We start from the raw sequence: 26,869 nt of genomic DNA, 5'->3' as shown, positions 1-26,869 counted from the left end.
CATCAACGTCGCCATGGAATTCAGGGCATTTCCTGAGCTTTCACAGCTTCGACGATGCGAAAAATCAGCCTTTTGCGCTCCAGGAAGCCAGATCTTCGATAGTAAGCTCACCTATTTTACGTTGCTGCACCATGCCATCTTCGCCGAGCAGCACGGTGAAGGGCAGTCCGCCCTGCAGATTGCCCAGCGAGCGGGTCAGGCCCAGACCGCCTTCCACCGCCAGCGCCACAGGGAAACGCAGGGGTGTGCGACCCAGGAAGCGCTGCACGGCCTCCGGCTTGTCCACGGCCAGACCAATGACCTGAATACCATGCTGGTCTTGGCGCGCCGAGAAGGCATCGAGCATGGGCAGCTCGCGCACGCAGGGCGGGCACCAGGTGGCCCAGAAATTGACCAGCACCAGCTTGCCGCGCCAGCGCGACAGAGTCATGGCCGAGCCATCGGGCGTGATGAAGCGCTGTTGCCACAGCTGCTCTTCGGCACTGGCATCCATGGCGTGCGGCTGAAAACGCCACCATGCAAAACCTGCCCCACCCAGGCCCGCAGCGGCGGCAACGCCGCCCATCAGCCAACGGCGGCGGGAAGATGTGTTTTGCCCTGCATCCACTGAATCAGCCACGGTCGGCCTCCTCTTCATCCTGATCCAACAGCCTGCGCAGCGCGTCGGCGCTGCCGCGCGGGCTGCGCCCCTGGCCGTCGGGCTTGAGTGCGCCACGCAGATCATCATGGTCATACACCAGCAGATGCACGCCCACGGACTCGTTCAAAGGGCGGCAGAAGGCGTGGATGCTCAAGGCCTCCACGGCCTGCCCCGTAAAGCCGGTGACGGTGCTGGGCTCGTACTCCACATGCTGGTTGATCAGCGCGATCTCGGCCGACTTGGGGTCGTCGCAGAACAGCTGCAGGTAAATATCGGACAGGCGGGTGGCCGTGCCGCGCCAGACCGCGCCGGCCAGATGGGGCCGGAACTCGGCCAGGCGGTCCATCCATTGCAGGGCCAGTTCACGCAGGGCCTGCAGTTCCTGGGGCTGGGTGTCGGCGCAGAACAGGGCAATGTATTCGCGCACGGCCTCTTCCACCAGGTCGTTGCCCGGCAGCGCGGTGCGCGCGGGCAGCCCCAGCTGGCGAAGTGCGCGGTGCTTGGCAGTCCCCCATTCCAGCCCTTCCTCGACCACGAGGCGGGCCGCGGTCTGGGCAATTTCGGCAGTGGCTTGGTCCATGGCTTTCCGATCCGCTGTATCCCTACATATATATAAGAGCCCATCCCACGGGATGGGCCGGGCCATTGTGACCCAAGCCGCCGCGCCGTCCACCCCGGACGGGCTTTGCGCATGCCCGCCGCCGCTTGCCGCCGGCGATTTGGCAACCTTGTGTTTCCAGCCTCCCTTGCCTGCTGGGCCGCAAGCTCCTGTTTTTGCAGTGCAGCCGTCCCGGGCATGGCCGCAACCGTAGAATGCCCGGCCATGCACATACATATTCTGGGCATCTGCGGCACCTTCATGGGCGGACTGGCCGCACTGGCGCGCGAGGCAGGGCACCGCGTCACAGGCTGCGACGCTGGTGTCTATCCGCCGATGAGCGACCAGTTGCGGGCGCTGGACATCGAACTGATCGAGGGCTACGGCGCCGACCAGATGGCCCTGCAACCCGACATGTATGTCGTGGGCAACGTGGTCAGCCGCGCGCGGCTGCCCGACGGCAGTCCCAAGTTCCCGCTGATGGAGGCGATTCTTGAAAGCGGCGCTCCCTACACCAGCGGTCCGCAATGGCTTTGCGAACAGGTACTGCACCATCCGTCCTGCCCGCGCCATGTGCTGGCCGTGGCCGGCACGCACGGAAAGACGACCACGACGTCGATGCTGGCCTGGATTCTCGAATGCGCAGGCCTGGCTCCGGGCTTCCTGGTCGGCGGCGTGCCGCTGGACTTCGGCGTTTCGGCCCGGCTGGGCGCGCCCAGCCGACCGACGCCAGGCCAGGGGCCGGCCGGCGCGGAGCCCGTCTTCGTCATCGAGGCCGATGAATACGACACGGCCTTTTTCGACAAGCGCAGCAAGTTCGTGCACTACCGCCCGCGCACTGCCGTGCTCAACAATCTGGAGTTCGACCACGCCGACATCTTCGAGGACCTCGGCGCCATCGAACGCCAGTTCCACCATCTCGTGCGCACCGTTCCCGCCTCCGGGCGGCTGGTGGTCAACGGCATAGAGGAGAGCATCACCCGCGTGCTGCACCAGGGCTGCTGGAGCGAGGTCTCCAGCTTCGGTGCGGTGGTCAGCGATTTCAGTGCCCAGGGCGATCCCGGCGCCTTCGACGTGCTGCACCGCGGCCACAAGGTCGCTCGCCTGGAATGGGCACTGACCGGAGAGCACAACCAGCTCAATGCGCTGGCCGCCATTGCAGCGGCCGAGCATGTGGGCGTGACGCCGGCCCAGGCCTGCGAAGCGATGGCGCGCTTTCAGAACGTCAAGCGCCGCATGGAACTGCGCGGCATGGCGGGCGGCGTGTCCGTCTACGACGACTTCGCCCACCACCCCACGGCCATCCGCACCACGCTGGACGGCCTGCGCCGCAAGCTCGGCAGCCAGGCACGCATCCTGGCCGTATTCGAGCCGCGCAGCAACACCATGAAGCTGGGCACCATGAAGTCGCAACTGCCCTGGGCCCTGGAAAGCGCCGATCTGGTGTTCTGCCACACGGCCGGCCTGGACTGGGATGCTGCCGAGGCGCTGCGCCCCCTGGGCGTGGGAGCCGGTCACAAGGCACAGGTGGCGGCAGACATCGATGCGCTGATCGGGCAGATCCGCGCAGCCGTCCGCCCCGGTGACCACGTGGTGTGCATGAGCAATGGCGGCTTCGGCGGCATCCACCCCAAGCTGCTGGCGGCGCTGCAAGCCGCAGGCTGAACCGGGCACAGTCCCCAATGAAGGAAGCCCGGGTCATGCCCGGGCTTCCTTGCTGTGTCGATGCCTGTCGGTCGTCAGTAGCTGATGGACATGGCCGGCACATCCACGCGGATCAAGGGCTTGGACAGCACGGCCTGGGCGGCCACGGCATAGCTGTTGCGCCATTGCTCGTCGTCGAACAGCCCGGAGCGCGAACGCGCCGCGCGCGCCACCACCACCAGCTTGTCGGCCAGCAGCACCTTGCCGCTGGCGCGCAGGGGTTCGCAGTCCATGGAGATGAACTGCTGGTCCAGCCAGTGCCGTCCTTCATCGGAACTCATGGGGGTGAGCCCGCTGGTGTCCGTGCGGTACTCTTGCCCTGCATCCAACACCACAATCACTTCGCTGCGCATGGAACTCCTCTCTTCATTACGGGATAAGGCCCTGTGCCTGCGCATGCAGACAGGGCTGTCACTCATGCCCTGAGCTTAACCGCAAGCGCCTTTTCCACACCCCGGGCAAGCTGACATGCCTCAAGTGCCAGAGACTGGCACAGGCGCTGGAGTCGGCACTGCCGCCAGCAGGTGTTTCAAGGCCTGCCAGCGCCTGCCCAAAGGTGCAAACGTACAATGGCCGACAGATTTGGCCCCGTTTTTTCATGGACCTCACCGCATGACAACCGACACCACGCACCAGAAACTGCTCGACCAGTTGCAGCAACTCGAAGACGAGTTGCGCAGCCAGAGCCTCTGGTCGGCCGTGGCGCCCAGCCCTGAGGCCATGGCATCGACCATGCCGTTCATGTACGACACGCTCAAGCTGCAGGAATGGCTGCAGTGGGTTTTCCTGCCCCGGCTGCGTGCCGTGGTCGATGCCCGCGGCCAGCTGCCCTGCCAAAGCCACGTGCATCCGCTGGCCGAGCATGAATGGAGCCAGCCCGTGGCATTCGACAAGCGCCAGTTGCTGGTCCTGCTGCTGGGCATAGACGACACGCTGAACCAGGGCGGACTGACCCCGCCGGACGCCACGCCGCCACACTGAGCAAGAAAACCGGGACATGGAAAAAACGGGGCATGCATGCCCCGTTTTCTTTTCCGGCTCAGGCGGCAACCAGGGCCGCAGCCGGCTCGGGATGCTTGACGCGGCGCTGCTGCACGGCGTCGGACAGCTCGGCCAGCGTTGCCAGGGAATCATCCCAGCCCAGGCAGGCATCGGTGATGCTCTGGCCATAGGTCAGCGCAGCCACCTCATCCTTGCCGGGCGTGAACTTCTGGGCACCACCCACGAGATGGCCCTCGATCATCACGCCGAAGACGCTGCGCGAGCCGCCGCTGATCTGTCCGGCGATGTCGCGTGCCACATCCTTTTGGCGCTCATGCTGCTTGGAGCTGTTGGCGTGGCTGCAGTCCACCATCAGCGTGGGAGGCAGGCCGGCCTTTTCCAGATCCTCGCAGGCAGCGGCCACGTTGGCCGCATCGTAGTTGGGGGTCTTGCCGCCGCGCAGGATGACGTGGCAATCCTGGTTGCCCGCCGTGTTCACGATGGCAACCTGGCCATTCTTGTGCACGGACAGGAAGTGGTGGCCGCGGCTGGCCGACTGGATGGCATCGGTGGCGATGCGGATGTTGCCGTCCGTGCCGTTCTTGAAGCCGATGGGCGCCGAGATGCCCGAGGCCAGTTCACGGTGGACCTGGCTTTCCGTGGTGCGCGCACCGATGGCGCCCCAGCTGATCAGATCGGCGATGTACTGGGGCGAGATCACGTCCAGGAACTCGCTGGCGGCCGGCACGCCCAGGCGGTTGATGTCGATCAGCAGTTGCCGCGCAATGCGCAGGCCTTCGTCGATGCGGTAGCTCTGGTCCAGGTAGGGATCGTTGATCAAACCCTTCCAGCCCACGGTGGTGCGCGGCTTTTCGAAGTACACGCGCATCACGATCTCCAGCGTGTCCTTGTACTGCTCGCGTATGGGCGCCAGGCGGCGCGCGTACTCGATGGCGGCCGCCGGATCGTGGATGGAGCAGGGGCCGACGATGACCAGCAGGCGGTCATCCTCACCAGCCATGATGTTGTGGATGGTGCGGCGGGTGTCGCCGATCAGGGTTTCGACGGCCGTACCGCGGATGGGGAAGAAGCGAATGAGGTGCTCGGGAGGGGGCAACACGGTGATGTCCTTGATACGTGCGTCGTCGGTTTGGCCAGTCTTTTGGGAACCGCCGCGATACCAGGAATCGGCGAGGGAAGCTTGATGAGCAGTCATTGCTTGCTTTCGTGAGGAAAGATGGATCGTGGAAAACGGAGCGAAGAATCGGGAGGGAAAAACAAAAAACCGCCGGGCTCTGCAGCTTCGGCGGTTTTGAGGGAGGTTTGTTCGGGTGCGCGCGCTTACCTCTCTTCCGCCGGGGAGGAGAACCAAAAGTAAAAGTAGAAGGAGGTACGGGCTTGCATGGGGATCGAATGTAGCACAGTCATTTTTCGCAGTGCAACATGGACTTGAAGGCGGGGAAGGTGCCCTTCACCGTGCCACAGAGGGAAAGCGCAAAATCATTGACGCAATAAAACTGCTTTTTTATAAGTTTTTTGCAAAAATTCTCCAATCGAATGAAGAAATATACGATGCAATGCAGTTTTATTGCCATCGACCATGCAAACGTGCAAACCCCGGGAAATGATGCGTTTGCGCGTCACGCAAGGGCGCGATCAACGTCGAAGCAATGCGTCACGCAGCCTGCGCAGGGCCCGGCGCACGGCGCTCCAGGGTTGCCATCGGCGCGCCTTGTAACCAGACAGGATGGCGCTCACATCGGCTTCGCCGGCCACGGCAGCGGATTCGGCAAACATGTCCGTCAGCAGGCATGCATCGCCCAGCAGACGCCAGCCCAGGCGCTCGCAGCGGCGGAAATGCTCGGGCTCCTGGGCATCGCCCACCAGCACGGACTGCTGCCAGGCGTGGACGGCCTCCCTGAAGCCTTTGAGCAGGCGCTGGTAGGCAGGAAATTCGTAGAGGGCATGCCAGCCCGTGGCCAGCGTGGTGAGAAAGTGCTGGTGGTCCAGCACCGCCAGGTCAAGCTGCTGTATGGCGTCTTCGACCGCGGGGCGTGCGCTGCCCGCATAGCGCACGCGCACGGACTCGTCCAGCGCGACGGCCAGCAAGGCCAGTTGCTGGTGCATGGGCTGCAGGTCGCCCACGATCAGCTCATGCTGCCAGAAGCGGCTCAGCCGCGACTCGCCGGCCCAGGCACGCCATTGCTTCGGCAGGCTGCGCAGGGGTTGGACGGAGGTCTGCGGGCCTGGCCGGGAGGGAAAGGAAAGCTGGGTCATGGAATCGGCGCCGGACGTGCCCACGGAACGCGGCGGGCCGCCTCAGGCAGGACAGGGCCCGGCCTGCCGTGCAGGGCGCGGGCATGGGACCGTCAGGCCGTGCCGCCCACCGTCAGGCCGTCGATGCGCAGCGTGGGCTGGCCCACGCCCACAGGCACGCTCTGGCCTTCCTTGCCGCAGGTGCCCACGCCGCTGTCCAGGCGCATGTCGTTGCCGATCATGGTGATGTGCTTGAGCGATTCCGGGCCGCTGCCCACGATGGTCGCGCCCTTGACGGGGTACTGGATCTTGCCGTTCTCGACCCAATAGGCCTCGCTGGCGGAGAACACGAACTTGCCGCTGGTGATATCGACCTGGCCGCCGCCGAAGTTGGTGGCGTACAGGCCCTTCTTGATCGAGGCCACGATTTCCTGCGGCTCCCGGTCGCCACCGAGCATGTAGGTGTTGGTCATGCGCGGCATGGGGATGTGAGCGTAGCTTTCGCGGCGGCCGTTGCCGGTGGGCTTGACACCCATCAGGCGGGCATTCATCGCGTCCTGGATGTAGCCCTTGAGGATGCCGTCCTCGATCAGCACATTGCTCTGGCTGGTGCAGCCTTCGTCATCGACGTTGAGCGAGCCGCGGCGATCGGCCAGCGTGCCGTCATCGAGCACGGTGACGCCCTTGGCAGCCACGCGCTGGCCGATGCGGCCGCTGAAGGCGCTGGCGCCCTTGCGGTTGAAGTCGCCTTCCAGGCCGTGGCCCACGGCTTCGTGCAGCAGCACGCCGGGCCAGCCCGGGCCAAGCACCACGGTCATCTCGCCAGCCGGCGCGGGACGGGATTCCAGGTTGGTCAGGGCTGCGCTCACGGCCTCGTCCACGTACTGGGTGATCTGCTCGTCGCTGAAATAGGCCAGGCCGAAACGGCCACCGCCGCCGGCCGAACCCACCTCGCGCCGGCCCTTTTGCTCGGCGATCACGGTAACCGACAGGCGCACCAGCGGCCGCACATCGGCCGCCAGCGTGCCATCGGCTCGGGCCACCAGCACCACGTCGTACTCGCTGGCCAGGCCGGCCATGACCTGGACCACGCGCGGGTCCTTGGCGCGGGCCAGTTTCTCGACCTTGCCCAGCAGCTCGACCTTGGCCGTGCTGTCCAGCGTGGCGATGGGGTCCAGACCGGGATACAGCGAGCGGCTTTGCGCAATCTTGGAAGCATTGGCGCGCACGCGCTTGCTCTGGGCCGCACCCGAGATGGAGCGCACGGTGCGCGCGGCATCCAGCAGCGAGGCTTCGGAAATATCGTCGGAATAGGCAAATGCCGTCTTCTCGCCACTGACCGCACGCACGCCCACGCCCTGGTCGATGCTGAAGCTGCCGGTCTTGACGATGCCCTCTTCCAGGCTCCAGCCTTCGGCGCGGGTGTACTGGAAGTAGAGGTCGGCATCGTCGACCTGGTGGCTGCGGATCTCGGCCAGTGCGCGCGCGAGATGGGTTTCATCGAGCCCGAAGGGCTCAAGCAGCAACTGGCGCGCTGTGGCCAGGCGTTCAATGGTGGGTTCGCGGGAGATCATTCACGCATTGTAGAGAGCCGGCCATGCCCTCGCCGTGCAACGGCTGCGGCCAGCGGCTTGCCGACCCATAAAAAAAGAACGGAATGCCGCTCCACCAGGCTGAGCGGCATTCCGTAGGCATGCATCCGCATGGATGGCGAACATGCTGGCCCATGTCCACACCTGCTTTGTAGCCTGCCCTGGCAGCGGTGGCAAGTGAGCAGACTCCCGCAGAAACTATCAAAACAGGAGCACCAAGTGCTTTGGGGATCTCAGTTCTCAAGCCAAATCGCAGGAAGGAATGCGACGCCCGATACCGCAGGCATCCAGACTCTTTGACATTTGCGGGCGCCTTTGGCACCCCAAAGTGCGATTCAGAGCGGCCCGCCGCCCTCGCCCGGCAGCTGCCGCTGCGAGCGCGCCACCGACATCAGCACGCCCAGCGCCAGCCCCAGCGTGACCATGGCCGTGCCGCCATAGCTGATGAAGGGCAGCGGCACGCCGACCACGGGCAGGATGCCGCTGACCATGCCCATGTTCACGAAGGCATAGGTGAAGAAGATCATGGCCACGGCCGCCGCCATGAGCCGCGCGAACAGCGAGTTGGCCTGGATGGCGATGGCCAGCCCGCGCCAGACCAGCAGCAGGAAGGAGACGATGATGAACAGGTTGCCGACCAGGCCGAACTCCTCGGAATAGGCCGCGAAGATGAAGTCGGTCGTGCGTTCGGGGATGAACTCCAGGTGGGTCTGGGTGCCCGCCATGAAGCCCTTGCCCCAGACGCCGCCCGAACCGATGGCGATCATCCCCTGGATGATGTGGAATCCCTTGCCCAGCGGATCGCGCGTGGGGTCCAGCAGGGTACAGACACGGGTTTGCTGGTATTCATGCAGCACGGGCCAGCGCACGCCGTCGGCGCATAGCTGGGGCTCGTACAGCACGATAAGCGTGATGCCGATGGCGCCGGCCAGCACGGGCGGCACGATGAGTTTCCAGGGCAGGCCCGCGAAAAAGATCACGGACAGGCCTGCGGCCATCACCAGCAGCGAGGTGCCCAGGTCGGGCTGCTTCATGATCAGCCCCACGGGCACCAGGAGCAGGACCATCGCAATCACGAAGTCCGTGCCGCGCAGCTGGCCCTCGCGGCGTTGGAACCACCAGGCCAGCATCAGCGGCGTGGCGATCTTCAGCAGTTCGCTGGGCTGGATCACCACACCCACGTTGACCCAGCGCTGCGCCCCCTTCTTGGTGATGCCGAACAGCGCCACCGCCACCAGCAATGCCACGCCCAGCATGTACAGCGGCACGGCCACCTTCATGAGCTGCTGCGGGGGAATCTGGGCCACGACAAAGAGGATGGCCGCCGCGATCAGCATGTTGCGCCCATGGTCGGTGAAGCGCGTGCCGTGGTCGAAGCCCGACGAGTACATGGCGATCAGCCCCGCCGACGCCAGCATGCCCACGAACAGCAGCAACCAGAAGTCAAAGCCCCGCAGCAGCGGGGCAACACGTTGCCAGAGGGAGGGCTTGTCGAATTCGGTCACGGGGATGGTCGGTCGCGGGCACGGGCCGCCATTATCCCGTGGCGCATGCGGCCCAGCCCGGCGCAGGGTTGCCCACGGAGGCGGTTGTCATCCAGCTGTCGGCCCGGGCCTTCCCTGCTGGGCGCCGCCTGCCGCAGCGGCCACAATGGGCCATGAGCCGTCCGGGCCGCATCCCGCGCCCGGCCCCAGCAACGCAAAGGAGAGCGCCCGCCATGACCACCACCCATTTGCTGTACCTGCACGGCTTTCGCTCCTCTCCCCAATCCACCAAGGCCCGGCGCCTGGCCGAGCATGTGGCCACGCGCCATCCCCATGTGCGCTGGTGGAGCCCGCAACTGCCCCCTTCCCCGCGCGAAGCGGCTGCCCTGATTGCCGATGGCATCGGCAGCTGGCCGCGCGAGACCATGGCCGTGATCGGATCCTCGCTGGGCGGCTACTACGCCAGCTGGGTGGCCCAGCTGGCGCGCTGCCGCAGCGTGATGATCAACCCGGCCGTCAACCCGGCGCGCGATCTTGAAAAGTACATCGGCGAGCAGACTTCCTGGCACAACCCGGAGGAGCGTTTCTTCTTCCGCCGCGAATACATCGAGGAGCTGCGCGCGCTGGACACGCGCCATATGACACCGGCCGCCCCCGAAATGCTGCTGGCGGCCGAGGGCGACGAGGTGCTGGACTGGCGCGAGATGAGCGCACGCTATCCGCATGCGCTGCAGATCATCCAGGAGGGCGGCGATCACGCGCTGAGCAGCTTCGAGGAGTACCTGCCCCAGCTGGACGAGTTCCTGAATCTGGCCTGATGCCGCGCAAGACTGCGCGGCAGCTGCCAGCCGCAGCATGGGAGAATGTCGGGCTATGCACGCATTGTTTGAAGAATCCGGCAAGTTCCTGGCCGGCCGCATCCTCTCCGAAGCCGACACCTCCGCCCAGGTGGAGCTGGACTCGGGCAAACGGGTCAAGGTCAAGTCGGCCAACATCCTGCTCAAGTTCGACAAGCCGGCGCCTGCCGAACTGATCGCCCAGGCCCAGTCGCAGGCCGCCCAGATCGATCTGGACCTGGCCTGGGAATTCGCCCCCGAGGAGGAATTCGGCTTCGCCGACCTTGCACGCGACTATTTCTCGGACAAGGCCACGCTGGCCGAGCAGGCCGGCGCGCTGTTCCGCCTGTACGACGCCCCGCACTACTTCCGCCGCTCCGGCAAGGGCCGCTTCAAGAAGGCACCGGCCGAGATCCTGCAGCAGGCGCTGGCCGGCATAGAGAAGAAAAAGCAGATCCAGGCCCAGATCACGGCCTGGGCCGAGCAGCTGGGCGCCGGCGAATGCCCCGGCCCCATCCGCGAGCAGCTCTACAAGATCCTGTTCCGCCCCGACAAGAACGCCGCCGAATACAAGGCCGTGGTCGAGGCCAGCCGCGCCACGCGACTGGCACCGCTGGACCTGCTGCACAGGGCCGGCGCCATTGAATCGGCCTACGAGTTCCACTGGAAGCGCTTCCTGTTCGACCACTTCCCCAAGGGCACGCAGTTCCCGGCCCTGCAGGCACCCCAGCCACCGGCCGACCTGCCGCTGGCCGAGGTCCAGGCGTTTTCCATCGATGACTCGGCCACCACCGAAATCGACGATGCGCTGTCGGTGCGCGGCCTGGGCACGGGCACGGTCACCGTGGGTATCCACATTGCCGCGCCCGGACTGGCCATCGTGCCGGGCACGCCGCTGGACCAGCTCGGCCGCTCGCGCCTGTCCACCGTCTACATGCCCGGCTACAAGATCACCATGCTGCCCGACGAGGTGGTGCAGATCTACACGCTGGACGAAGGCCGCGCCAACCCCGCCGTGTCGCTGTACGTCACGGTGGACGAGGCCACGCTGGAGACCACGGCCAGCGAGACGCGCCTGGAGCGCGTGCCCGTGCAGGTCAACTTCCGCCATGACAAGCTGGACCACATCGTCACCGAGCAGTGGCTGGCCGACCCCTCCTTCGAGGTCGAGGGCACGCCCGAAGTGCTGCAAGGCAAGCGCGCCGAACTGACGTTCCTGCAGCGCTGGGCCAAGCACCTGAAGGCCGGGCGCGAACTGGTGCGCGGCAAGCCCGAGAACTTCAACCGTCCCGACTACAACTTCCGCCTGGTGGGCAACGACAGCGCGGAGCCCCGCGGCAACGAGCAGGTGGAGATCAGCGTGCGCAAGCGCGGCGCGCCGCTGGACCTGATCGTGGCCGAGGCCGCCATCGTGGCCAACAGCACCTGGGGCGGCTGGATGGCCGAGCTCGGCGTGCCCGGCATCTACCGCAGCCAGGCCAGCCTGGCGCCCGGCATCAAGGTGCGCATGTCCACCAAGGCGCAGCCCCATGCAGGCATCGGCGTCAAGAGCTATGCCTGGGCCACCTCGCCGCTGCGCCGCTACGTGGACCTGGTCAACCAGTGGCAGATCATTGCCTGCGCGCGCCACGGCAAGACCGCCGCCCTGGCCGCGCCGTTCAAGCCCAAGGATGCCGAGCTGTTCGGCATCATCAGCAGCTTCGATGGCGCCTACAGCGCCTACAACGGCTACCAGGCCGGCATGGAGCGGTTCTGGACGCTCAAGTACCTGCAGCAGCACGCCATCACCGAGCTGACGGCCACCGTCATCAAGGAAGGCATGGGCGGCGGCCTGCTGGTGCGCGCCGATGACCTGCCCCTGGTCTTCCCCGTGCTGGGCGTCACCGGCCTGCCGCGCGGCGCCCATGTGCGCGTGCGCCTGGGCGAGATCGACGAGATCGCGCTCGATGTCTCGGGCACGCTGATCGAGCGCCTGGATGGCGATGCGGCGGCCGCTGCCGATGGCGCCGAAGACAGTGCCGAGGATGACGAGGAAGCCGTGGCCGGCCCCATCGCCATCGCCGTGGACATGAACGAGACCGATGGCACACCGGCGGCCGACCCCGCCCAGTCCTGACCTGCCTCGCATCCGAGCAACTGCCTTAGATCTGACGTGAAACTGCCTACCGCCCTCCGTTCCCTGAGCACGCTGCAGTTGGCACTGGGCGTTTCCATCGCCCTGCATGCCGGGTTGTTCTCGTTCCGGTTCATCGACCCGGAGCGCTTCGACCGCGTGTTCCAGGACACGCCGCTGGAAGTCATCCTGGTCAATGCCCGCGCCAACGAGCAGCCCGACAAGGCGCAGGCCATCGCACAGACCTCGCTGGCCGGTGGCGGCGAGGCCGACAAGGGCCGGGCCTCCAGCCCCATGCCCTACTCGGCACTCACGGCCGTGGGCGACGACTTCGAGGAACGCCAGCGCCAGATCGACTCCATGCAGGAGCAGCAGACCGTCTTGCTGACGCAGTTGCGCAAGCAGGTCGCGGCCCTGCCGCCGCTGGACCCGCGCGAGGCGGCCAAGCAGACCAAGGAGCAGCAGGCCCAGCAGGAAAAGCGCCAGCAGCTGGTCAAGCTGCTGGCCGAGATCGAAAAGCGCATCAACGAGGAAAACGCCCGCCCCAAGAAGCGCTATATCAGCCCGTCCACGCGCGAGGCCGTCTACGCCATCTACTACGACGGCCTGCGCCGCAAGGTCGAGGACAAGGGCACGGAGAACTTCCCCGAGCAGGCCGGCAAGAAGCTCTACGGCGAGCTGGTCATGATCCTCACCGTCAACCACGACGGGCGGGTGCTGTCCACCGAGATCGTGCAGGGCTCGGGCAACCGCCTGCTGGACACCCGGGCCGAGGCCATCGCGCGTGCGGCCGGCCCCTTCGGCCACTTCGGCCCCGCCATGCGTGCCAAGGCCGACCAGATCGCCGTGGTCTCGCGCTTCAAGTTCACCCGCGAGCAGACGCTGCAGACGACCGTGCAGTAGCGCCCTCCTCTTGTCTTCGCGCACTCTCCTTTTCCGACATGACTTCCGCCGCCGCCACCTCCTCCTCCGACCGCTACTGCGTCATGGGCAACCCCGTCGCGCACAGCCGTTCGCCCTGGATCCATGCCCGCTTTGCCGAACTGTGCGGGCAGGACCTGCACTACGAGCGCCAGCATGTGGAGCTGGACGGCTTTGCCCAGGCCGTGCGCGGCTTCATAGCGGCAGGCGGGCGCGGCTGCAATGTCACCGTACCCTTCAAGCTGGAAGCCGCACAGCTGGCCACCACCTCCAGCGAGCGCGTGCAACTGGCCGGCGCCGCCAACACCCTGGTGCTGGCGGCGGACGGCATCCATGCCGACAACACCGACGGCCTGGGCCTGGTGGCCGACATCGTGCGCAATGCGGGCGTGCCGCTGGCCGGGCGCGACCTGCTGCTGCTGGGCGCGGGCGGTGCCGCAGCCGGCGCACTGGGCTCGCTGCTTGCCGAGCGCCCGCGCCGCATCGCCGTGGTCAACCGCACCTTCGAGCGCGCCCAGGCCCTGGTGCAGCGCCATGCCGCCATCGCCGCGCACCATGGCGTGGAACTGGTGGCGCTGGAGCAGCAGGCCGTGGATGAGGATTTCGACGTGGTCATCAACGCCACCGCCAGCAGCCTGGCCGGTGCCGAGGTGCCCGTGCCGGCCCGCGTGCTGCGGCCTGGCAGCCTGGCCTACGACATGATGTACGGCGCCGCAGCCCAGGGCTTCCTGCAATGGGCCGAGCAGCATGGCGCCCAGGCCCGCGACGGGCTGGGCATGCTGGTGGAGCAGGCCGCCGAATCGTTCGCGCTGTGGCGCGGCGTGCGCCCGCCCTCGGCCCAGGTGCTGAACGAGCTGCGCGCCCATATTGCTCAAGGCGGCTGAGCGCTTTATGAAATCCCTGGCACGCGCCCTGCTGCTGGTGCTGTGCGCCGGCCTGCTGCTGCAGCTGTTCTTTGTGCTGCGCATTGCGCTGATGGTGGTGGTCGATCCTGAATCCACGGCCTTTCAGCGCTCCGAGGCCTGGCAGCTGCTGCGCAGCTCCGAAGGCCTGCACTGGAGCCAGCAATGGCTGCCCTACGACCGCATCGCGCCCACGCTCAAGCGCGCCGTCATCGCCTCCGAAGATGACAGCTTCACCGAACACCACGGGGTGCAATGGGAGGCCATCGAGAAGGCCTGGCAGCGCAACCAGCGCGCCGAAGCCCGTGCCCAGAAGGCAGACAACGGCAAGGCGCCCAAGATCTACGGCGGCTCCACCATCACCCAGCAGCTGGCCAAGAACCTGCTGCTGTCGGGCGAACGCAGCCTGCTGCGCAAGGGCCAGGAACTGGTGCTGACCCAGCTGCTGGAACTGATGCTGAGCAAGCAGCGCATCCTGGAGATCTACCTCAACAGCGTGGAATGGGGCCAGGGCGTGTTTGGCGCGGAGGCTGCAGCCCGCCACTACTTTCGCAAGAGCGCCTCCCAGCTCAGCGCGGCCGAGGCCGCACGCCTGGCCGTGATGCTGCCCCAGCCCAAGCGCTTCGAGAAGCTGCCCAACTCCGGCTATCTGCTGCAGCGCACGCGCACGGTCATGCAAAGAATGCCCAGCGCCGTCGTCCCCTGAACGGCTACAGTCACGCCATGCGCATTCTTGGAATCGACCCCGGGCTGCAGACCACGGGATTCGGCGTGATCGACGTCGACGGCCACCGCCTGGCCTATGTGGCCAGCGGCACCATCCGCACCACCGGCATCGCGCTCGGCGACCTGCCGGGCCGGCTCAAGCTGCTGTTCGACGGCATCTCGGAAGTCGCCAGCCGCTACCAGCCCGACACCTCGGCCGTGGAAATCGTCTTCGTCAACGTCAACCCGCAGTCCACGCTGCTGCTGGGCCAGGCGCGCGGCGCCGCGCTCACGGCCCTGGTCAACGCGGGCCTGCCGGTCGCCGAATACACGGCACTGCAGATGAAAAAGGCCATGACCGGCCACGGCCGCGCGGCCAAGAGCCAGATCCAGGAAATGGTGCGCCGGCTGCTGCAACTGCCCGGCCTGCCCGGCACCGACGCGGCCGACGCCCTGGGCCTGGCCATCACCCACGCCCATGCGGGCGCCGCCATGTCGAAGATGGCCGAGGTCACGCAGCTGCAGCGCCGCCAGCATGCGGTCTACAAGGGCGGCAGGGTGTATTGACTCCCCCTGAGGCGCTGCGCGCCTTCCCCCTGAGGGGGACGACAGCCTAGTTGCGGGGCGGCCCTTGCTTGCTGTCTCTCCTGTCTCTCGCCTGAGCGCCCCCCGCAGACGCCATGGTCTCGATCTCGCTACCTTAACTGCGTTGAATGGGATGCGAGTCAGGGCCGCCCTCAGACAATGCGGCCGAAGAACAGCACGGCGAAGAAGGTCACGCCGGCAATCACGGTCCACTTGAGGATGATGAAGCCCCAGCGCTTGTAGTGCGGCCGGCCCGTGCCCAGGTAGAACGCGAAGGAGACGGCCGAGGCCAGCAGCAGCAGGGTGGCCAGCCAGCGGAAGATCAGCATGGCGGCGCTCGCCTCACCAGGCCCGCGCGGGCTGGGCGAAGCCCTTGGGCGCCTGGCGCTCGCTGTCGAAGCTGACCAGTTCCCAGGCGTCGGGCTGGGCCAGCAGGGCACGCAGCAACTGGTTGTTCATGCCGTGGCCCGAGCGGAAGGCGCTGTAGGCGGCCAGCAGCGGCCTGCCGATCAGGTACAGGTCGCCGATGGCGTCGAGTATCTTGTGCTTGGCGAACTCGTCGTCGTAGCGCAGGCCGTCGCTGTTGAGCACCTTGTAGTCGTCCATGACGATGGCGTTGTCCATGCCGCCGCCCAGCGCCAGGCCATGGCTGCGCAGCATTTCCACGTCCTTGGTGAAGCCGAAGGTGCGCGCGCGTGCGATGTCGCGCGTGTAGTTGTCCTCGCCCATGTCGAACTCCACGCATTGGCCCGTGGAGTCCACGGCCGGATGGGCGAAGTCGATCTCGAAGCGCAGCTTGAAGCCGTGGTAGGGGTCGAAGCGCGCCCACTTGAGGTTCTGGCCCTCGCCCTCGCGCACCTCGACGGGGCGGATGACGCGGATGAAGCGCTTGGGAGCCTTCTGCAGCTCGATGCCCGCGCTTTGCAGCAGGAACACGAAAGAGGCGGAGGAGCCGTCGAGGATGGGCACTTCCTCGGCGGTGATGTCTATATAGATGTTGTCGAGCCCGAGGCCGGCAATCGCCGACATCAGGTGCTCCACGGTATGCACCTTGGCGCCGCCGGTGCCGATGGTCGACGCCATGCGCGTGTCGGTGACGGCTTCGGCCGAGATCGGGATGTCCACAGGCTCCGGCAGGTCCACGCGACGGAACACGATGCCGGTGTCGGGCTGCGCGGGTCGCAGCGTCAACTCGACGCGCTGGCCGCTGTGCAAGCCCACGCCAACGGCACGGGTGATCGTCTTGATGGTGCGTTGTTGGAGCATCCGGCTATTTTAAAGTGCGTCAGCCGTGCGCAGGGCATGGCCCTGGCACGGCATTCGCTATCACAGCCATGCAGCGACCGTATCGGCCGCTGCTCAGTCGGCCTGCTTGCGCAGGAAGGCCGGGATTTCCAGATCGTCCATGCCGCCGGAGGCCAGGGCATCGACGCGGGCAGCGGCCTGCGTGCGGTTGGTACGCCAGACGCTGGGCACCGACATGTTGTTGGCATAGTCGGCACCGCCAGCGGCACCGCCGACCAGGCCGCCGGCTGCCGTGGCGGCACCCATGGAGGCCGAGGGCAGCTGGTAGCTCATGTTGTCGGTACCGGTGCGCAGACCGCCCTGCACCACCTGCATGTTCTGGCGGCGTGCGCTGGGGCGCGACAGGCCGGTGGCGACCACGGTGACGCGGATCTCGTCGCCCAGGGTGTCGTCGTAGGCGGCGCCGTAGATCACATGCGCATCGGGCGAGGCATAGGCATTGATGGTGCTCATGGCCAGGCGCGACTCGGACAGCTTCAGGCTGCCCTTGGCAGCCGTGACCAGCACCAGCACGCCCTTGGCGCCCGACAGGTCGATGCCTTCCAGCAGCGGGCAGGCCACGGCCTGCTCGGCGGCGATGCGCGCGCGGTCGGGGCCGGCGGCCTTGGCCGTGCCCATCATGGCCTTGCCGGGCTCGCCCATGACGGTGCGCACGTCTTCGAAGTCGACGTTCACATGGCCGTACTCGTTGATGATTTCGGCAATGCCGCCCACGGCGTTCTTGAGAACGTCGTTGGCATGGGCAAAGGCCTCGTCCTGAGAGATGTCGTCACCCAGCACGTCCAGCAGCTTCTCGTTGAGCACGACGATCAGCGAATCGACATTGGCTTCGAGCTCGTTGAGGCCGCTGTCGGCGTTGGCCATGCGTCGGCCACCTTCCCACTCGAAGGGCTTGGTGACCACGCCCACGGTGAGGATGCCCATTTCCTTGGCCACGCGCGCGATCACGGGCGCAGCGCCCGTGCCCGTGCCGCCGCCCATGCCGGCCGTGATGAACAGCATGTGCGCGCCTTCGATGGCGGTGCGGATGTCGTCCTCGGCCAGCTCGGCGGCTTCGCGGCCCTTGTCGGGCTTGCTGCCTGCGCCCAGGCCGCTGCCACCGAGCTGGATGGTGCGGTGGGCGCTGCTGCGCAGCAGCGCCTGCGCGTCGGTGTTGGCGCAGACGAATTCCACGCCCTGCACGTTGCGCGCAATCATGTGCTCCACGGCATTGCCGCCGCCGCCGCCAACGCCGATCACCTTGATCTGCGTACCCTGGTTGAATTCTTCAACTTCAATCATGTCGATGGGCATGTTGGTTCTCCTGTAGCTCTCTGTAAGTGGTCACCACCGTCTGGGGAAAATTCTGTCTTCTGTCCGGTATTCGGAAGCCGGTGGGCGGGCCGGTAATGCGCAGTCGATGAAAGCACATATCAAAAGTTCCCCACGATGAAGTCTTTGAAACGGCCAAAAGCGGTCTTCATCGACCCACTCTTTTGTGCCACCTTGAAACCGCGCAGGCGAGCCAGGCGGGCCTCTTCGAGCAATCCCATCACGGTGGCGGCGCGGGGTTGGGCCACCATGTCTGCCAGAGCGCTCGAATACTTGGGGATGCCGCGGCGCACGGGCTTGAGGAAGATGTCCTCGCCCAGTTCCACCATGCCCGGCATGACGGCGCTGCCGCCGGTCAGCACGATGCCCGAGGACAGAACTTCCTCGTAGCCGGAATCGCGCACCACCTGCTGCACCAAAGAAAAGATCTCTTCCACGCGCGGCTCGATCACGCCGGCCAGCGCCTGCTTGCTGATCATGCGCGGGCTGCGGTCGCCCAGGCCCGGCACTTCGACCTGGGCATCGGGGTCGGCCAGCAGCTGCTTGGCATAGCCGCTTTCGACCTTGATGTCCTCGGCGTCCTTGGTCGGCGTGCGCAGCGCCATGGCGATGTCGCTGGTGATCAGGTCGCCCGCGATCGGGATGACGGCCGTGTGCCGGATGGCGCCGCCCGTGAAGATGGCCACGTCGGTGGCGCCCGCGCCGATGTCGACCACGGCCACGCCCAGCTCGCGCTCGTCGTCGGTGAGCACGGCCTGGCTCGATGCCAGCGGGTTGAGCAGCAGCTGCTCGACCTCCAGGCCGCAGCGGCGCACGCACTTGATGATGTTCTCGGCCGCGCTCTGCGCGCCCGTGACGATGTGGATCTTGGCTTCCAGGCGGATGCCGCTCATGCCGATGGGCTCGCGCACTTCCTGGCCGTCGATCACGAATTCCTGCGGCTCGACCAGCAGCAGCCGCTGGTCCGAGGAGATGTTGATGGCCTTGGCCGTCTCCATCACCCGCGCCACGTCGGTGGCCGTGACTTCCTTGTCCTTGATGGCCACCATGCCGCTGGAGTTCAGGCCGCGGATGTGGCTGCCGGTAATGCCGGTGCACACGCGCTGGATCTTGCAGTCGGCCATCAGCTCGGCCTCCTTCAGCGCCTGCTGGATGCTCTGCACCGTGGCGTCGATGTTCACCACCACGCCCCGCTTGAGTCCGTTGCTCGGGGCCACGCCGAGGCCGGCGAGCTTGAGTTCGCCGTTGTACAGGACCTCGGCGACCACGACCATGACCTTGGCCGTGCCGATGTCCAGTCCGACGATCACATCTTTGTATTCTCTTGCCATATCAGCATCCGCCCCCGGTTGGTTCTGTCCTGTCGCTGTGTCGCTGCATGGTGTGCGTGTACATAGGTCTTTCCTCCCTCGTCTTCAGCGTCGGGGACGCACTGCAGCCGGCGCCTTGGCCGTGCCGGTGGTCACACCGCGCAGCCTCAGCGCATATCCGTCTTCGTAGCGCAGGTCGGCCGACTCGATGGCGTCGGCCTTGCGCTTGTATTGGGTCGTGATCTGGGGCAGCGTGCGCACGAAGCGCTGCACGCGCTGCAGCACGGCCTCCACGCTGCCGCCACCCAGTTCGATCTGTGCATCATTGGCCAGCCTGAGCTGCCAGCTTCCGCGTGCATTGAGCGTGAGCCCGTCGATCTCCACATCCAGCGGCCCCAGTGCCGGCACCAGCAGCCGGTACATCTGCAGCATCTGCGGGGCGCTGTCCTCGGGGCCCTGCAGGCGCGGCAGGCCGTCGCGATCGAGCTCGCCCAGGTTGGCCTCGAAGACCTCGCCAAAGCTGTTGACCAGGCCGGTACCCGAATCAGGCCCCCAGAAGGCCTCGGCCACATGCTCGTGCAGGATGACGCGCAGGCTGTTGGGGTAGTCGCGTCGCACCTGTGCCTCGCGCACCCAGGGGACCTGCTCGAATGCCGCCTTGGCGCCCTTGAGGTCCACGGTGAAGAAGTTGCCCGTGAGCACGGGCGCCACATTCGCGCGCAAGGTCACCGTGTTGTTGTGCACCAGCTCGCCCTCGACCACGATGCGGCCGATGTTGAAGGCCGGGTGGCGCAGCGCCCACCAGCTCACCGCTGCCAGCCCCAGCGCAGCCACGCCCACGAACAGGACCGTGGCGGTCACGTTCATGAGCTTGACGTCGAAGGGGGCCGGCAGGGAGTAGCTCATGCGTGCTCCTGCTCCGGTTGCGCGGCGTCCAGCGCGGCGCTGGCCAGGATGCCCAGGCAGAGGTTTTCGTAGCTCACTCCGATGGCGCGGGCCGACATGGGCACCAGAGAGTGGCCGGTCATGCCCGGCGAGGTGTTGATCTCCAGCAGGAAGGGCTTGCGATCGCTGGCGCGGATCATGATGTCGGCGCGCGACCAGCCGCGGCAGCCCAGCGTGCGGAAGGCGCGCACGACGATGCGCCGGATCTCGGCCTCTTCCTCGGCGGGCAGTCCGCTGGGGCAGTGGTACTGGGTGTCGTCGGTAAAGTACTTGTTCTGGTAGTCGTAGTTGCCTTCGGGGGCGACGATGCGGATCACGGGCAGCGCATGGGCGCCCTCGCCCGTGCCGAGCACGGGGCAGGTGGTCTCGTCGCCCTCGATGAACTCCTCGCAGAGCACTTCGGGGTCGTAGCGGGAGGCCAGCACGTAGGCCTGCTCGCATTCCTCGGCCGTCCAGACCTTGGTCAGGCCGATGGTCGAGCCCTCGCGCGAGGGCTTGACGATCATGGGCGCGCCCAGCGCCTGCAGCGCGGCGCGCGTCTCGCCTGCGCTGGCGACCAGGCGCCAGTCCGGCGTGGGCAGGCCCTCGAAGCGCCAGATGCGCTTGGTCATGATCTTGTCCATGGCAATGCTCGAGGCCATCACGCCGGGGCCCGTGTACGGGATGCCCAGCAGCTCCAGCGCGCCCTGCACCGTGCCGTCTTCGCCGTAGCGGCCATGCAGCGCGATGAAGCAGCGGTCGAACCCTTCCTTCTTCAACTCGCCCAGGTCACGCTCGGCGGGGTCGAAGGCATGGGCGTCCACGCCCTGCGACAGCAGGGCCTTGAGCACGCCTGTGCCCGACATCAGCGAGACTTCGCGCTCGGCCGAGCGGCCGCCCAACAGCACGGCCACCTTGCCCAGGGCCTTGACATCGATCTGGGTGCCGAAGCTGCTCATTGCACAGCTCCCTGCTGCGCCTGCAGCTCTTGTTTCTGAAGCATTTCAACCAACTTTCCGGGCACGGCGCCAATCGAGCCTGCCCCCATGCACAACAACACGTCGCCATCGCGTGCATGGACGGCAATGGCCGCCGGCAGCTCGGCAACGTTTTCCACAAACACCGGCTCGACACGGCCGGCCACGCGCAGGGCGCGTGTCAGCGAGCGGCCGTCGGCCGCCACCACGGGCGCCTCGCCGGCCGCATAGACCTCGGTCAGCAGCACGGCGTCGGCCAGGCCGATGACCTTGACGAAATCCTCGAAGCAGTCGCGCGTGCGGCTGTAGCGGTGCGGCTGAAAGGCCAGCACCAGGCGACGGCCCGGGAAGGCGCCGCGCGCGGCGGCAAGCGTGGCCGCCATCTCGACGGGGTGGTGGCCATAGTCGTCGATGACGGTGAAGCTGCCGCCGTCGGCAGCCGCCAGTTCGCCGTAGCGCTGGAAGCGCCGGCCCACGCCCTTGAAGCTCTCGAAGGCACGCAGCAGCGCGTCGTCGGAGATCTCCAGCTCCATGGCCACGGCCACGGCCGACAGCGCGTTGAGCACGTTGTGCTCGCCCGGCAGGCTCAGCACCACGTCCAGGTCGGGATAGCTCTGGCCGTTGCTGCGGCGCACCGTGAAATGCATGCTACCCGCCTCGGCGCGCACGTTGAGGGCGCGCACCTGGGCGTCCTCGGCAAAGCCGTAGGTGGTCACGGGGCGGGCCACCTGGGGCAGGATCTCGCGCACGGCCGGGCTGTCCACGCAAAGGATGGCACGGCCGTAGAACGGCATGCGGTGCAGGAAATCGACGAAGGCGCCCTTGAGCCGGCCGAAGTCATGGCCGTAGGTTTCCATGTGGTCGGCGTCGATGTTGGTGACGACGGCCATCACGGGCAGCAGGTTCAGGAAGGAGGCATCGGACTCGTCGGCCTCGACCACGATGTAGTCGCCCTGGCCCAGCTTGGCGTTGGCACCCGCGCTGTTGAGCTTGCCGCCTATGACGAAGGTCGGGTCCAGCCCGGCCTCGGCCAGCACGCTGGTCACCAGGCTGGTGGTCGTGGTCTTGCCATGGGCACCCGCGATGGCGATGCCCTGCTTGAAGCGCATGAGCTCGGCCAGCATCAGCGCACGCGGCACGACGGGAATCTTGCGCTCGCGCGCGGCCAGCACCTCGGGATTGTCGGATTGCACGGCGGTGGAGGTGACGACGGCGTCAGCCCCCTCGATGTGCGCGGCCGCATGGCCGACGTGGGTGGCGATGCCCAGGCCGGCGAGCCGGCGCAGCGTGGCGCTGTCGGACAGGTCCGAGCCCGAGATGGCGTAACCCAGGTTGTGCAGCACCTCGGCGATGCCGCTCATTCCGGCGCCGCCGATGCCGACGAAATGGATGTGATGAATGGCGTGCTTCATGCGGCCAGTTCCTCACAGGCGGCGACCACCTCGGCGGTGGCATCGGTCTTTTGCATTTTCTTGGCTTTTCCAGCGCGCTCCAGCAGCGTCGCACGCTGCATATTTTGTAGCATTTCGGCCAGGCTTTGGGCAGTCAGTGCGCTTTGTTGCATCAACCATCCACCACCGGCATCGACCAGGAAACGCGCGTTCGTGGTCTGGTGGTCGTCCACGGCGGACGGGAAGGGCACATAGATGGCTGCGGCGCCCACGGCCGCGATCTCGGTGACCGTGCTGGCGCCAGCGCGGCAGACGATGACATCGGCCTCGGCAAAGGCGCGCGCCGTGTCGTCGATGAAGGGCGTCAGCTCGGCCTGCACGCCTGCGGCGGCATAGTTGGCGCGCAGGGCATCGATCTGCGCGGCGCCGCTTTGGTGCAGCACGACGGGCCGCACATCGGCAGGAATCAGGGCCAGCGCCTGGGGCACGATCTCGTTGAGCGCCTTGGCGCCCAGGCTGCCGCCCACCACCAGCAGGCGCAGCGGACCGCTGCGGCCCGCAAAGCGCTGCTCGGGCGCAGGCTGCTCGGTGAAGGCCCGGCGCAGCGGGTTGCCGACCCAGCGGCCCTTTGGGAACACGTTGGGGAAGGCCGTGAAGATCCGGTGGGAAACGCTGGCCAGCACCTTGTTGGCCATGCCGGCCACGGAGTTCTGCTCATGCAGCACCAGGGGCTTGCCGGCCAGCACGGCCATCATGCCGCCGGGAAAGCTGATGTAGCCGCCCAGGCCCACGACCACGTCGGGCTTGACCCGGCGCACCACGGCCAGCGCCTGCCAGAAGGCACGCAGCAGGCGCATGGGCAAAAAGGCCAGGGTCATGATGCCCTTGCCGCGCACGCCCGAGAACTCGATGGTCTCCAGCGGGAAGCCCTGGGCGGGCACGATGCGCGACTCCATGGAGCCGGGCGCGCCCAGCCAGCGCACGTTCCAGCCTCGCTCGCGCAGGGCCTGGGCCACGGCCAGCCCCGGGAAGATATGCCCGCCCGTGCCGCCGGCCATGATCAGGGCCGTGCGCTGGCGTTGCGTGCGTTGGGAGGTGGGCTGCTGTGTCATGCATGCCCTCCCTTCATCAGCAACTTGTTCTCGTAGTCCACCCTTAACACCACCGCTATCGCTATCAGATTCATCAAAATGGCCGAGCCCCCGAAACTCATCAGGGGCAGCGTCAGCCCCTTGGTCGGCAGCGCGCCCAGGTTCACGCCCATGTTGATGAAGGCCTGGAAACCCATCCAGATCGCAATGCCCTCGGCCACCAGGCCGGAGAACACCCGGTCCAGCGCAATGGCCTGCCGCCCTATGAGCATGATGCGGCGCGTCAGCCACAGGAAGGTGACGGCGATCAAGAGCACGCCGACCAGGCCGAATTCCTCGCCGATCACGGCCAGCAGGAAGTCGGTGTGCGCCTCGGGCAGCCAGTGCAGCTTCTCGACGCTGCGGCCCAGGCCCACGCCGAAGATCTCGCCGCGCCCGATGGCGATCAGCGCATGCGACAGCTGGTATCCCTTGCCCAGGGCGTGCTTTTCATCCCAGGGATTGAGGTAGGCAAAGATGCGCTCGCGCCGCCATTCGGAGGTGGCGATGATCAGCACGAAGGCCAGCACCACCAGGGCCGCGATCAGGAAGAACATGCGCGCATTCACGCCGCCCAGGAACAGGATGCCCATGGCGATCACCACGATCACCATGAAGGCGCCCATGTCGGGCTCGGCCAGCAGCAGCACGCCGACCAGCACCACGGCCAGCCCCATGGGCAGCACGGCGCGGAAGAAGCGCTCCTTGACCTCCATCTTGCGCACCATGTAGTCGGCCGCATAGATGAGCACGGCGAACTTGGCCAGTTCGGACGGCTGGAAATTCATGATGCCCAGCGACAGCCAGCGCCGCGCGCCGTTGACCACGGTGCCCACATGCGGGATCAGCACGGCCACCAGCAGGACCAGGGACACCAGGAAGAGCTTGCGCGCCATGCGCTCCCAGGTGGCCATGGACACCTGGAAGGCCAGCAGCGCGCCGACGAAGGCCATGCCGATGGACATGGCATGGCGCATCAGGAAATGGGTGGGCGCGATCTTGCCGAAGCGCGGATTGTCCGGCATGGCGATCGATGCCGAATACACCATGATCAGGCTCCAGGCCAGCAGGCCGATGACCACCCAGATCAGGGCCTGGTCCAGGCCGAGCACACTGGCCGGCGTCTGCGTGGGCCGGTGGTACTGGGGACCGCCCAGCCGCACGGGCAGCACGTCGATGGCCTTCTCCTGCGCGCCTCCGAACCAGGAGCGCATGCGGCCCAGGACCTGCGATACGGCGGTCATGCAGCACCTCCGAGTTCATGCCCGGCATCCAGCGCCAGCGCGCGCACGGCATCGACGAACTGGTGGGCCCGGTCCTCGTAGTTGCGGAACATGTCCAGACTGGCGCAGGCGGGCGACAGCAGCACGGCATCGCCCTCCTGGGCGCGCGAGGCGGCCAGCTCCACGGCGTCGGCCATGGTGGTGGCATCGACCAGGGGCACGCCGCAGTCCTGCAGGGCGGCGCGGATGCGGCCGGCGTCGCGGCCGATCAGCACGGCCGTGCGCACATGGCGCGACACGGGCGCGACCAGCGGAGAGAAATCCTGGCCCTTGCCGTCGCCACCCAGGATGACCACGATGCGGTGGTCGGGCCCCAGGCCGGACAGCGCGGCCACGGTGGCGCCCACGTTCGTGCCCTTGCTGTCGTCGTAGTACTCCACGCCGTTGACGCGGCCAATGGGCTGGACGCGGTGCGGCTCGCCCCGGTACTCACGCAGTCCATAGAGCAGCGGCGCCAGTGTGCAGCCGCCCGCGCTGGCCAGGGCCAGGGCGGACAGGGCGTTGATGGCGTTGTGCCGGCCCCGGATGCGCAGTGCGTCGGCAGGCATGAGGCGCTGGATGTACAGGTCTTCGGCGTTCTTGCCCTTGGCGGTTTCGTCGGCCTCATGGGCGCGCACCAGCCAGGTCATGCCGCTGACCACTTCCAGGCCGAAGTCGCCGGGGCGGCGCGGCATGTCGCCGCCGAAGGTGATGTGGGCGCGCTGCTGGGGCTTTTGGCGCTTGCCCGGCGGCACCACGGGCGCCGGCAGCATGCGCATGACCTCGGGGTCTTCGCGGTTGAGCACCATGATGCCGCTGCTGCCGAAGATGCAGGCCTTGGCATCGGCATAGGCACGCAGGCTGCCGTGCCAGTCCAGATGATCTTGGGTGATGTTGAGCACGGCGGCGGCCGTGGGCTCGAACATCTGCACGCCATCGAGCTGGAAGCTGGACAGCTCCAGCACCCAGGCCTGGGGCAGCGCTTCGGCATCGATGGCCCGGGTCAGCGTGTCCAGCAGCGTGGGACCTATATTGCCGGCCACGGCCACGCGCAGGCCCGCATGCTCCAGCAGCTGGCCGGTCAGCGAGGTGACCGTGGTCTTGCCATTGGTCCCGGTGATGCCCAGCACCGTGGGACGGTAGCCATGGGCTGCGGCCAGGGCCTTGAGCGCCATGGCGAAGAGATCAAGCTCGCCGCCCACGGGCAGGCCCTGGGCGCGCGCGGTATCGACCACGGGCGCCACGGCGGCCGGGCTCAGGCCGGGCGAGCGGTAGACCAGGCCCAGGCTCTGGCCGTCCACCAGCTGCGCCGTGAACTCGCCGGGCACGAAGCGCACCTGGGGCAATTCGGTGGACAGCTGCTGCAGCTGGGGCGGTGCCTGGCGCGTATCGGCCACGATGACCTCGGCGCCGCAGCGCACGCACCAGCGTGCCATGGCCAGGCCCGAGGCGCCCAGGCCCAGCACGAGCACGCGCTGGCCCTGCAGGTGCTGGACCTGCTCGCCGGGCCAGCCGGCAGCCACGGGCGGCAGCACCTGTTCGGTTTCAACCGCCGCTTCGGCGGCAATGGGAGTGACCTCGGCATCGGACGAGTCGGAGATGCTGGGGTCGGCAAAGATCTGGGCCACGAAGGCGGCAGCATCCTTGGCCGCAGTCAGCGTGGCGATGTCGGGCACGGGCTCGGTCAGGGCCACAGGCACCTGCGGCACCTGCGCCGCCTGCGTCACCTCGGCGGCCGGAGGCTCCGCCTCGCCGTCGCCAACCGGCACGGGAGCCGGTGAATCGTCCAGGACCGGGTCCGCAACCACCTGCCCCTCGGGAGCGAGGCCCGGCATTCCGGCCGGGTCCGCCAGCTCGACAAGCTCGGCAGGGGACGCCGGCACGGCGGGCTCGGTGGCCGGCAGTGCGTGGAGGTCGGTCTTGAAGTCTTCGGTGTTCATGC

Annotated in this window: 25 protein-coding genes; 8 read left to right on the top strand and 17 right to left on the bottom strand. The window is 67.1% G+C overall.

Annotated elements, in window-relative coordinates; translation table 11 throughout:
- Window positions 1-64 precede the first annotated feature (64 nt).
- Both A9976_RS06915 and A9976_RS06910 read right to left on the bottom strand, forming a co-directional pair.
- Entirely contained in the window at window positions 65-565 is a 501-nt protein-coding gene (locus tag A9976_RS06915; RefSeq protein WP_183018433.1) for a TlpA disulfide reductase family protein, read from the bottom strand.
- 46 nt (window positions 566-611) lie between these two features.
- On the bottom strand, window positions 612-1,220 hold the full coding sequence (locus A9976_RS06910) for a hypothetical protein (protein ID WP_183018391.1): 609 nt from the start codon (window positions 1,218-1,220) through the stop codon (window positions 612-614).
- Between the two features lie 243 nt (window positions 1,221-1,463).
- Between A9976_RS06910 and mpl the strand changes: the two genes are divergently transcribed.
- Window positions 1,464-2,903: a UDP-N-acetylmuramate:L-alanyl-gamma-D-glutamyl-meso-diaminopimelate ligase gene (gene mpl, locus A9976_RS06905; protein WP_183018390.1), complete on the top strand. Its 1,440-nt coding sequence runs from the start codon at window positions 1,464-1,466 to the stop codon at window positions 2,901-2,903.
- A gap of 74 nt (window positions 2,904-2,977) precedes the next feature.
- Here the strand turns inward: mpl and A9976_RS06900 are convergent, their stop codons facing one another.
- Window positions 2,978-3,295, bottom strand: coding sequence for a hypothetical protein (locus A9976_RS06900; RefSeq protein WP_012203420.1), 318 nt, complete (start codon window positions 3,293-3,295; stop codon window positions 2,978-2,980).
- A gap of 259 nt (window positions 3,296-3,554) precedes the next feature.
- Here A9976_RS06900 and A9976_RS06895 point away from each other — a divergent pair, with 259 nt between their 5' ends.
- Window positions 3,555-3,923, top strand: coding sequence for a YqcC family protein (locus tag A9976_RS06895; RefSeq protein WP_034390510.1), 369 nt, complete (start codon window positions 3,555-3,557; stop codon window positions 3,921-3,923).
- A 58-nt stretch (window positions 3,924-3,981) separates the two neighbouring features.
- On the opposite strand, the gene A9976_RS06890 is transcribed toward A9976_RS06895, so the two are convergent.
- The 4 genes from A9976_RS06890 to rodA all read right to left on the bottom strand — a co-directional run bounded on the left by A9976_RS06890 (window position 3,982) and on the right by rodA (window position 9,276).
- Window positions 3,982-5,139 carry a 3-deoxy-7-phosphoheptulonate synthase gene (locus tag A9976_RS06890; RefSeq protein ID WP_012203418.1) on the bottom strand — a complete coding sequence of 386 codons (1,158 nt, stop codon included), beginning with the start codon at window positions 5,137-5,139 and terminating at the stop codon, window positions 3,982-3,984.
- Between the two features lie 440 nt (window positions 5,140-5,579).
- On the bottom strand, window positions 5,580-6,200 hold the full coding sequence (locus A9976_RS06885; protein WP_183018389.1) for a hypothetical protein: 621 nt from the start codon (window positions 6,198-6,200) through the stop codon (window positions 5,580-5,582).
- 92 nt (window positions 6,201-6,292) lie between these two features.
- Window positions 6,293-7,753 (bottom strand): metalloprotease TldD, encoded by a 1,461-nt coding sequence (gene tldD / locus A9976_RS06880; RefSeq protein ID WP_183018388.1) that lies wholly within the window; start codon window positions 7,751-7,753, stop codon window positions 6,293-6,295.
- Between the two features lie 353 nt (window positions 7,754-8,106).
- Window positions 8,107-9,276 carry a rod shape-determining protein RodA gene (rodA, locus tag A9976_RS06875; RefSeq protein WP_013804102.1) on the bottom strand — a complete coding sequence of 390 codons (1,170 nt, stop codon included), beginning with the start codon at window positions 9,274-9,276 and terminating at the stop codon, window positions 8,107-8,109.
- A 212-nt stretch (window positions 9,277-9,488) separates the two neighbouring features.
- On the opposite strand from rodA, the gene A9976_RS06870 reads away from it, so the two are divergent.
- The 6 genes from A9976_RS06870 to ruvC are packed head-to-tail and all read left to right on the top strand — an operon-like array spanning window position 9,489 to window position 15,299.
- Window positions 9,489-10,073: a YqiA/YcfP family alpha/beta fold hydrolase gene (locus A9976_RS06870; RefSeq protein WP_183018387.1), complete on the top strand. Its 585-nt coding sequence runs from the start codon at window positions 9,489-9,491 to the stop codon at window positions 10,071-10,073.
- 55 nt (window positions 10,074-10,128) lie between these two features.
- The gene (locus A9976_RS06865) at window positions 10,129-12,207 is read left to right on the top strand and encodes a ribonuclease catalytic domain-containing protein (protein ID WP_183018386.1); all 2,079 of its coding nucleotides are present in this window, start codon (window positions 10,129-10,131) and stop codon (window positions 12,205-12,207) included.
- Between the two features lie 36 nt (window positions 12,208-12,243).
- Window positions 12,244-13,107, top strand: coding sequence for an energy transducer TonB (locus tag A9976_RS06860; protein WP_012203413.1), 864 nt, complete (start codon window positions 12,244-12,246; stop codon window positions 13,105-13,107).
- A gap of 38 nt (window positions 13,108-13,145) precedes the next feature.
- Window positions 13,146-14,009, top strand: coding sequence for a shikimate dehydrogenase (aroE, locus tag A9976_RS06855; protein ID WP_183018385.1), 864 nt, complete (start codon window positions 13,146-13,148; stop codon window positions 14,007-14,009).
- Between the two features lie 7 nt (window positions 14,010-14,016).
- A complete protein-coding gene (gene mtgA / locus A9976_RS06850) occupies window positions 14,017-14,733 on the top strand; it encodes a monofunctional biosynthetic peptidoglycan transglycosylase (protein ID WP_183018384.1) in 717 nt (238 codons plus the stop codon).
- Between the two features lie 17 nt (window positions 14,734-14,750).
- Window positions 14,751-15,299, top strand: a complete 549-nt coding sequence (gene ruvC, locus A9976_RS06845) for a crossover junction endodeoxyribonuclease RuvC (RefSeq protein ID WP_012203410.1) — start codon at window positions 14,751-14,753, stop codon at window positions 15,297-15,299.
- Window positions 15,300-15,469: 170 nt separating this feature from the next.
- On the opposite strand, the gene A9976_RS06840 is transcribed toward ruvC, so the two are convergent.
- From A9976_RS06840 to murD, 10 genes are all read right to left on the bottom strand, one after another.
- A complete protein-coding gene (locus tag A9976_RS06840; RefSeq protein ID WP_012203407.1) occupies window positions 15,470-15,646 on the bottom strand; it encodes a hypothetical protein in 177 nt (58 codons plus the stop codon).
- A 13-nt stretch (window positions 15,647-15,659) separates the two neighbouring features.
- Window positions 15,660-16,583 carry a UDP-3-O-acyl-N-acetylglucosamine deacetylase gene (lpxC, locus tag A9976_RS06835; RefSeq protein ID WP_012203406.1) on the bottom strand — a complete coding sequence of 308 codons (924 nt, stop codon included), beginning with the start codon at window positions 16,581-16,583 and terminating at the stop codon, window positions 15,660-15,662.
- 93 nt (window positions 16,584-16,676) lie between these two features.
- The gene (ftsZ, locus tag A9976_RS06830; protein WP_183018383.1) at window positions 16,677-17,915 is read right to left on the bottom strand and encodes a cell division protein FtsZ; all 1,239 of its coding nucleotides are present in this window, start codon (window positions 17,913-17,915) and stop codon (window positions 16,677-16,679) included.
- Window positions 17,916-18,034: 119 nt separating this feature from the next.
- The gene (gene ftsA, locus A9976_RS06825) at window positions 18,035-19,264 is read right to left on the bottom strand and encodes a cell division protein FtsA (protein WP_012203404.1); all 1,230 of its coding nucleotides are present in this window, start codon (window positions 19,262-19,264) and stop codon (window positions 18,035-18,037) included.
- An 84-nt stretch (window positions 19,265-19,348) separates the two neighbouring features.
- A complete protein-coding gene (locus A9976_RS06820) occupies window positions 19,349-20,149 on the bottom strand; it encodes a cell division protein FtsQ/DivIB (RefSeq protein WP_012203403.1) in 801 nt (266 codons plus the stop codon).
- Window positions 20,146-21,126, bottom strand: a complete 981-nt coding sequence (locus A9976_RS06815; RefSeq protein ID WP_183018382.1) for a D-alanine--D-alanine ligase — start codon at window positions 21,124-21,126, stop codon at window positions 20,146-20,148. The genes A9976_RS06820 and A9976_RS06815 overlap by 4 nt, the downstream gene beginning before the upstream one ends.
- Window positions 21,123-22,556 (bottom strand): UDP-N-acetylmuramate--L-alanine ligase, encoded by a 1,434-nt coding sequence (gene murC / locus A9976_RS06810; protein WP_183018381.1) that lies wholly within the window; start codon window positions 22,554-22,556, stop codon window positions 21,123-21,125. Before murC ends, A9976_RS06815 begins: the two co-directional genes overlap by 4 nt.
- Window positions 22,553-23,647: an undecaprenyldiphospho-muramoylpentapeptide beta-N-acetylglucosaminyltransferase gene (gene murG / locus A9976_RS06805; RefSeq protein WP_183018380.1), complete on the bottom strand. Its 1,095-nt coding sequence runs from the start codon at window positions 23,645-23,647 to the stop codon at window positions 22,553-22,555. The genes murC and murG overlap by 4 nt, the downstream gene beginning before the upstream one ends.
- Entirely contained in the window at window positions 23,644-24,909 is a 1,266-nt protein-coding gene (gene ftsW, locus A9976_RS06800) for a putative lipid II flippase FtsW (protein WP_012203399.1), read from the bottom strand. Before ftsW ends, murG begins: the two co-directional genes overlap by 4 nt.
- Window positions 24,906-26,867, bottom strand: a complete 1,962-nt coding sequence (gene murD / locus A9976_RS06795; RefSeq protein ID WP_183018379.1) for a UDP-N-acetylmuramoyl-L-alanine--D-glutamate ligase — start codon at window positions 26,865-26,867, stop codon at window positions 24,906-24,908. The genes ftsW and murD overlap by 4 nt, the downstream gene beginning before the upstream one ends.
- Between the last annotated feature and the right edge of the window lie 2 nt (window positions 26,868-26,869).

It is taken from the genome of Delftia sp. UME58, assembly GCF_014170385.1.
GTDB classification, from domain to species: domain Bacteria; phylum Pseudomonadota; class Gammaproteobacteria; order Burkholderiales; family Burkholderiaceae_C; genus Comamonas; species Comamonas acidovorans.
Note: the sequence above shows the minus strand (reverse complement) of the source record. Positions and strands in the feature narration are given on the sequence as shown.

Bases quoted from the DNA above. Each gene is read 5' to 3' on its own strand.
- A9976_RS06915 (WP_183018433.1), bottom strand. From the start codon at position 565: ATGGGCGGCGTTGCCGCCGCTGCGGGCCTGGGTGGGGCAGGTTTTGCA.
- A9976_RS06910 (WP_183018391.1), bottom strand. From the start codon at position 1,220: ATGGACCAAGCCACTGCCGAAATTGCCCAGACCGCGGCCCGCCTCGTG.
- mpl (WP_183018390.1), top strand. From the start codon at position 1,464: ATGCACATACATATTCTGGGCATCTGCGGCACCTTCATGGGCGGACTG.
- A9976_RS06900 (WP_012203420.1), bottom strand. From the start codon at position 3,295: ATGCGCAGCGAAGTGATTGTGGTGTTGGATGCAGGGCAAGAGTACCGC.
- A9976_RS06895 (WP_034390510.1), top strand. From the start codon at position 3,555: ATGACAACCGACACCACGCACCAGAAACTGCTCGACCAGTTGCAGCAA.
- A9976_RS06890 (WP_012203418.1), bottom strand. From the start codon at position 5,139: ATGACTGCTCATCAAGCTTCCCTCGCCGATTCCTGGTATCGCGGCGGT.
- A9976_RS06885 (WP_183018389.1), bottom strand. From the start codon at position 6,200: ATGACCCAGCTTTCCTTTCCCTCCCGGCCAGGCCCGCAGACCTCCGTC.
- tldD (WP_183018388.1), bottom strand. From the start codon at position 7,753: ATGATCTCCCGCGAACCCACCATTGAACGCCTGGCCACAGCGCGCCAG.
- A9976_RS06870 (WP_183018387.1), top strand. From the start codon at position 9,489: ATGACCACCACCCATTTGCTGTACCTGCACGGCTTTCGCTCCTCTCCC.
- A9976_RS06865 (WP_183018386.1), top strand. From the start codon at position 10,129: ATGCACGCATTGTTTGAAGAATCCGGCAAGTTCCTGGCCGGCCGCATC.
- aroE (WP_183018385.1), top strand. From the start codon at position 13,146: ATGACTTCCGCCGCCGCCACCTCCTCCTCCGACCGCTACTGCGTCATG.
- mtgA (WP_183018384.1), top strand. From the start codon at position 14,017: ATGAAATCCCTGGCACGCGCCCTGCTGCTGGTGCTGTGCGCCGGCCTG.
- ruvC (WP_012203410.1), top strand. From the start codon at position 14,751: ATGCGCATTCTTGGAATCGACCCCGGGCTGCAGACCACGGGATTCGGC.
- A9976_RS06840 (WP_012203407.1), bottom strand. From the start codon at position 15,646: ATGCTGATCTTCCGCTGGCTGGCCACCCTGCTGCTGCTGGCCTCGGCC.
- lpxC (WP_012203406.1), bottom strand. From the start codon at position 16,583: ATGCTCCAACAACGCACCATCAAGACGATCACCCGTGCCGTTGGCGTG.
- ftsZ (WP_183018383.1), bottom strand. From the start codon at position 17,915: ATGCCCATCGACATGATTGAAGTTGAAGAATTCAACCAGGGTACGCAG.
- ftsA (WP_012203404.1), bottom strand. From the start codon at position 19,264: ATGGCAAGAGAATACAAAGATGTGATCGTCGGACTGGACATCGGCACG.
- A9976_RS06820 (WP_012203403.1), bottom strand. From the start codon at position 20,149: ATGAGCTACTCCCTGCCGGCCCCCTTCGACGTCAAGCTCATGAACGTG.
- A9976_RS06815 (WP_183018382.1), bottom strand. From the start codon at position 21,126: ATGAGCAGCTTCGGCACCCAGATCGATGTCAAGGCCCTGGGCAAGGTG.
- murC (WP_183018381.1), bottom strand. From the start codon at position 22,556: ATGAAGCACGCCATTCATCACATCCATTTCGTCGGCATCGGCGGCGCC.
- murG (WP_183018380.1), bottom strand. From the start codon at position 23,647: ATGACACAGCAGCCCACCTCCCAACGCACGCAACGCCAGCGCACGGCC.
- ftsW (WP_012203399.1), bottom strand. From the start codon at position 24,909: ATGACCGCCGTATCGCAGGTCCTGGGCCGCATGCGCTCCTGGTTCGGA.
- murD (WP_183018379.1), bottom strand. From the start codon at position 26,867: ATGAACACCGAAGACTTCAAGACCGACCTCCACGCACTGCCGGCCACC.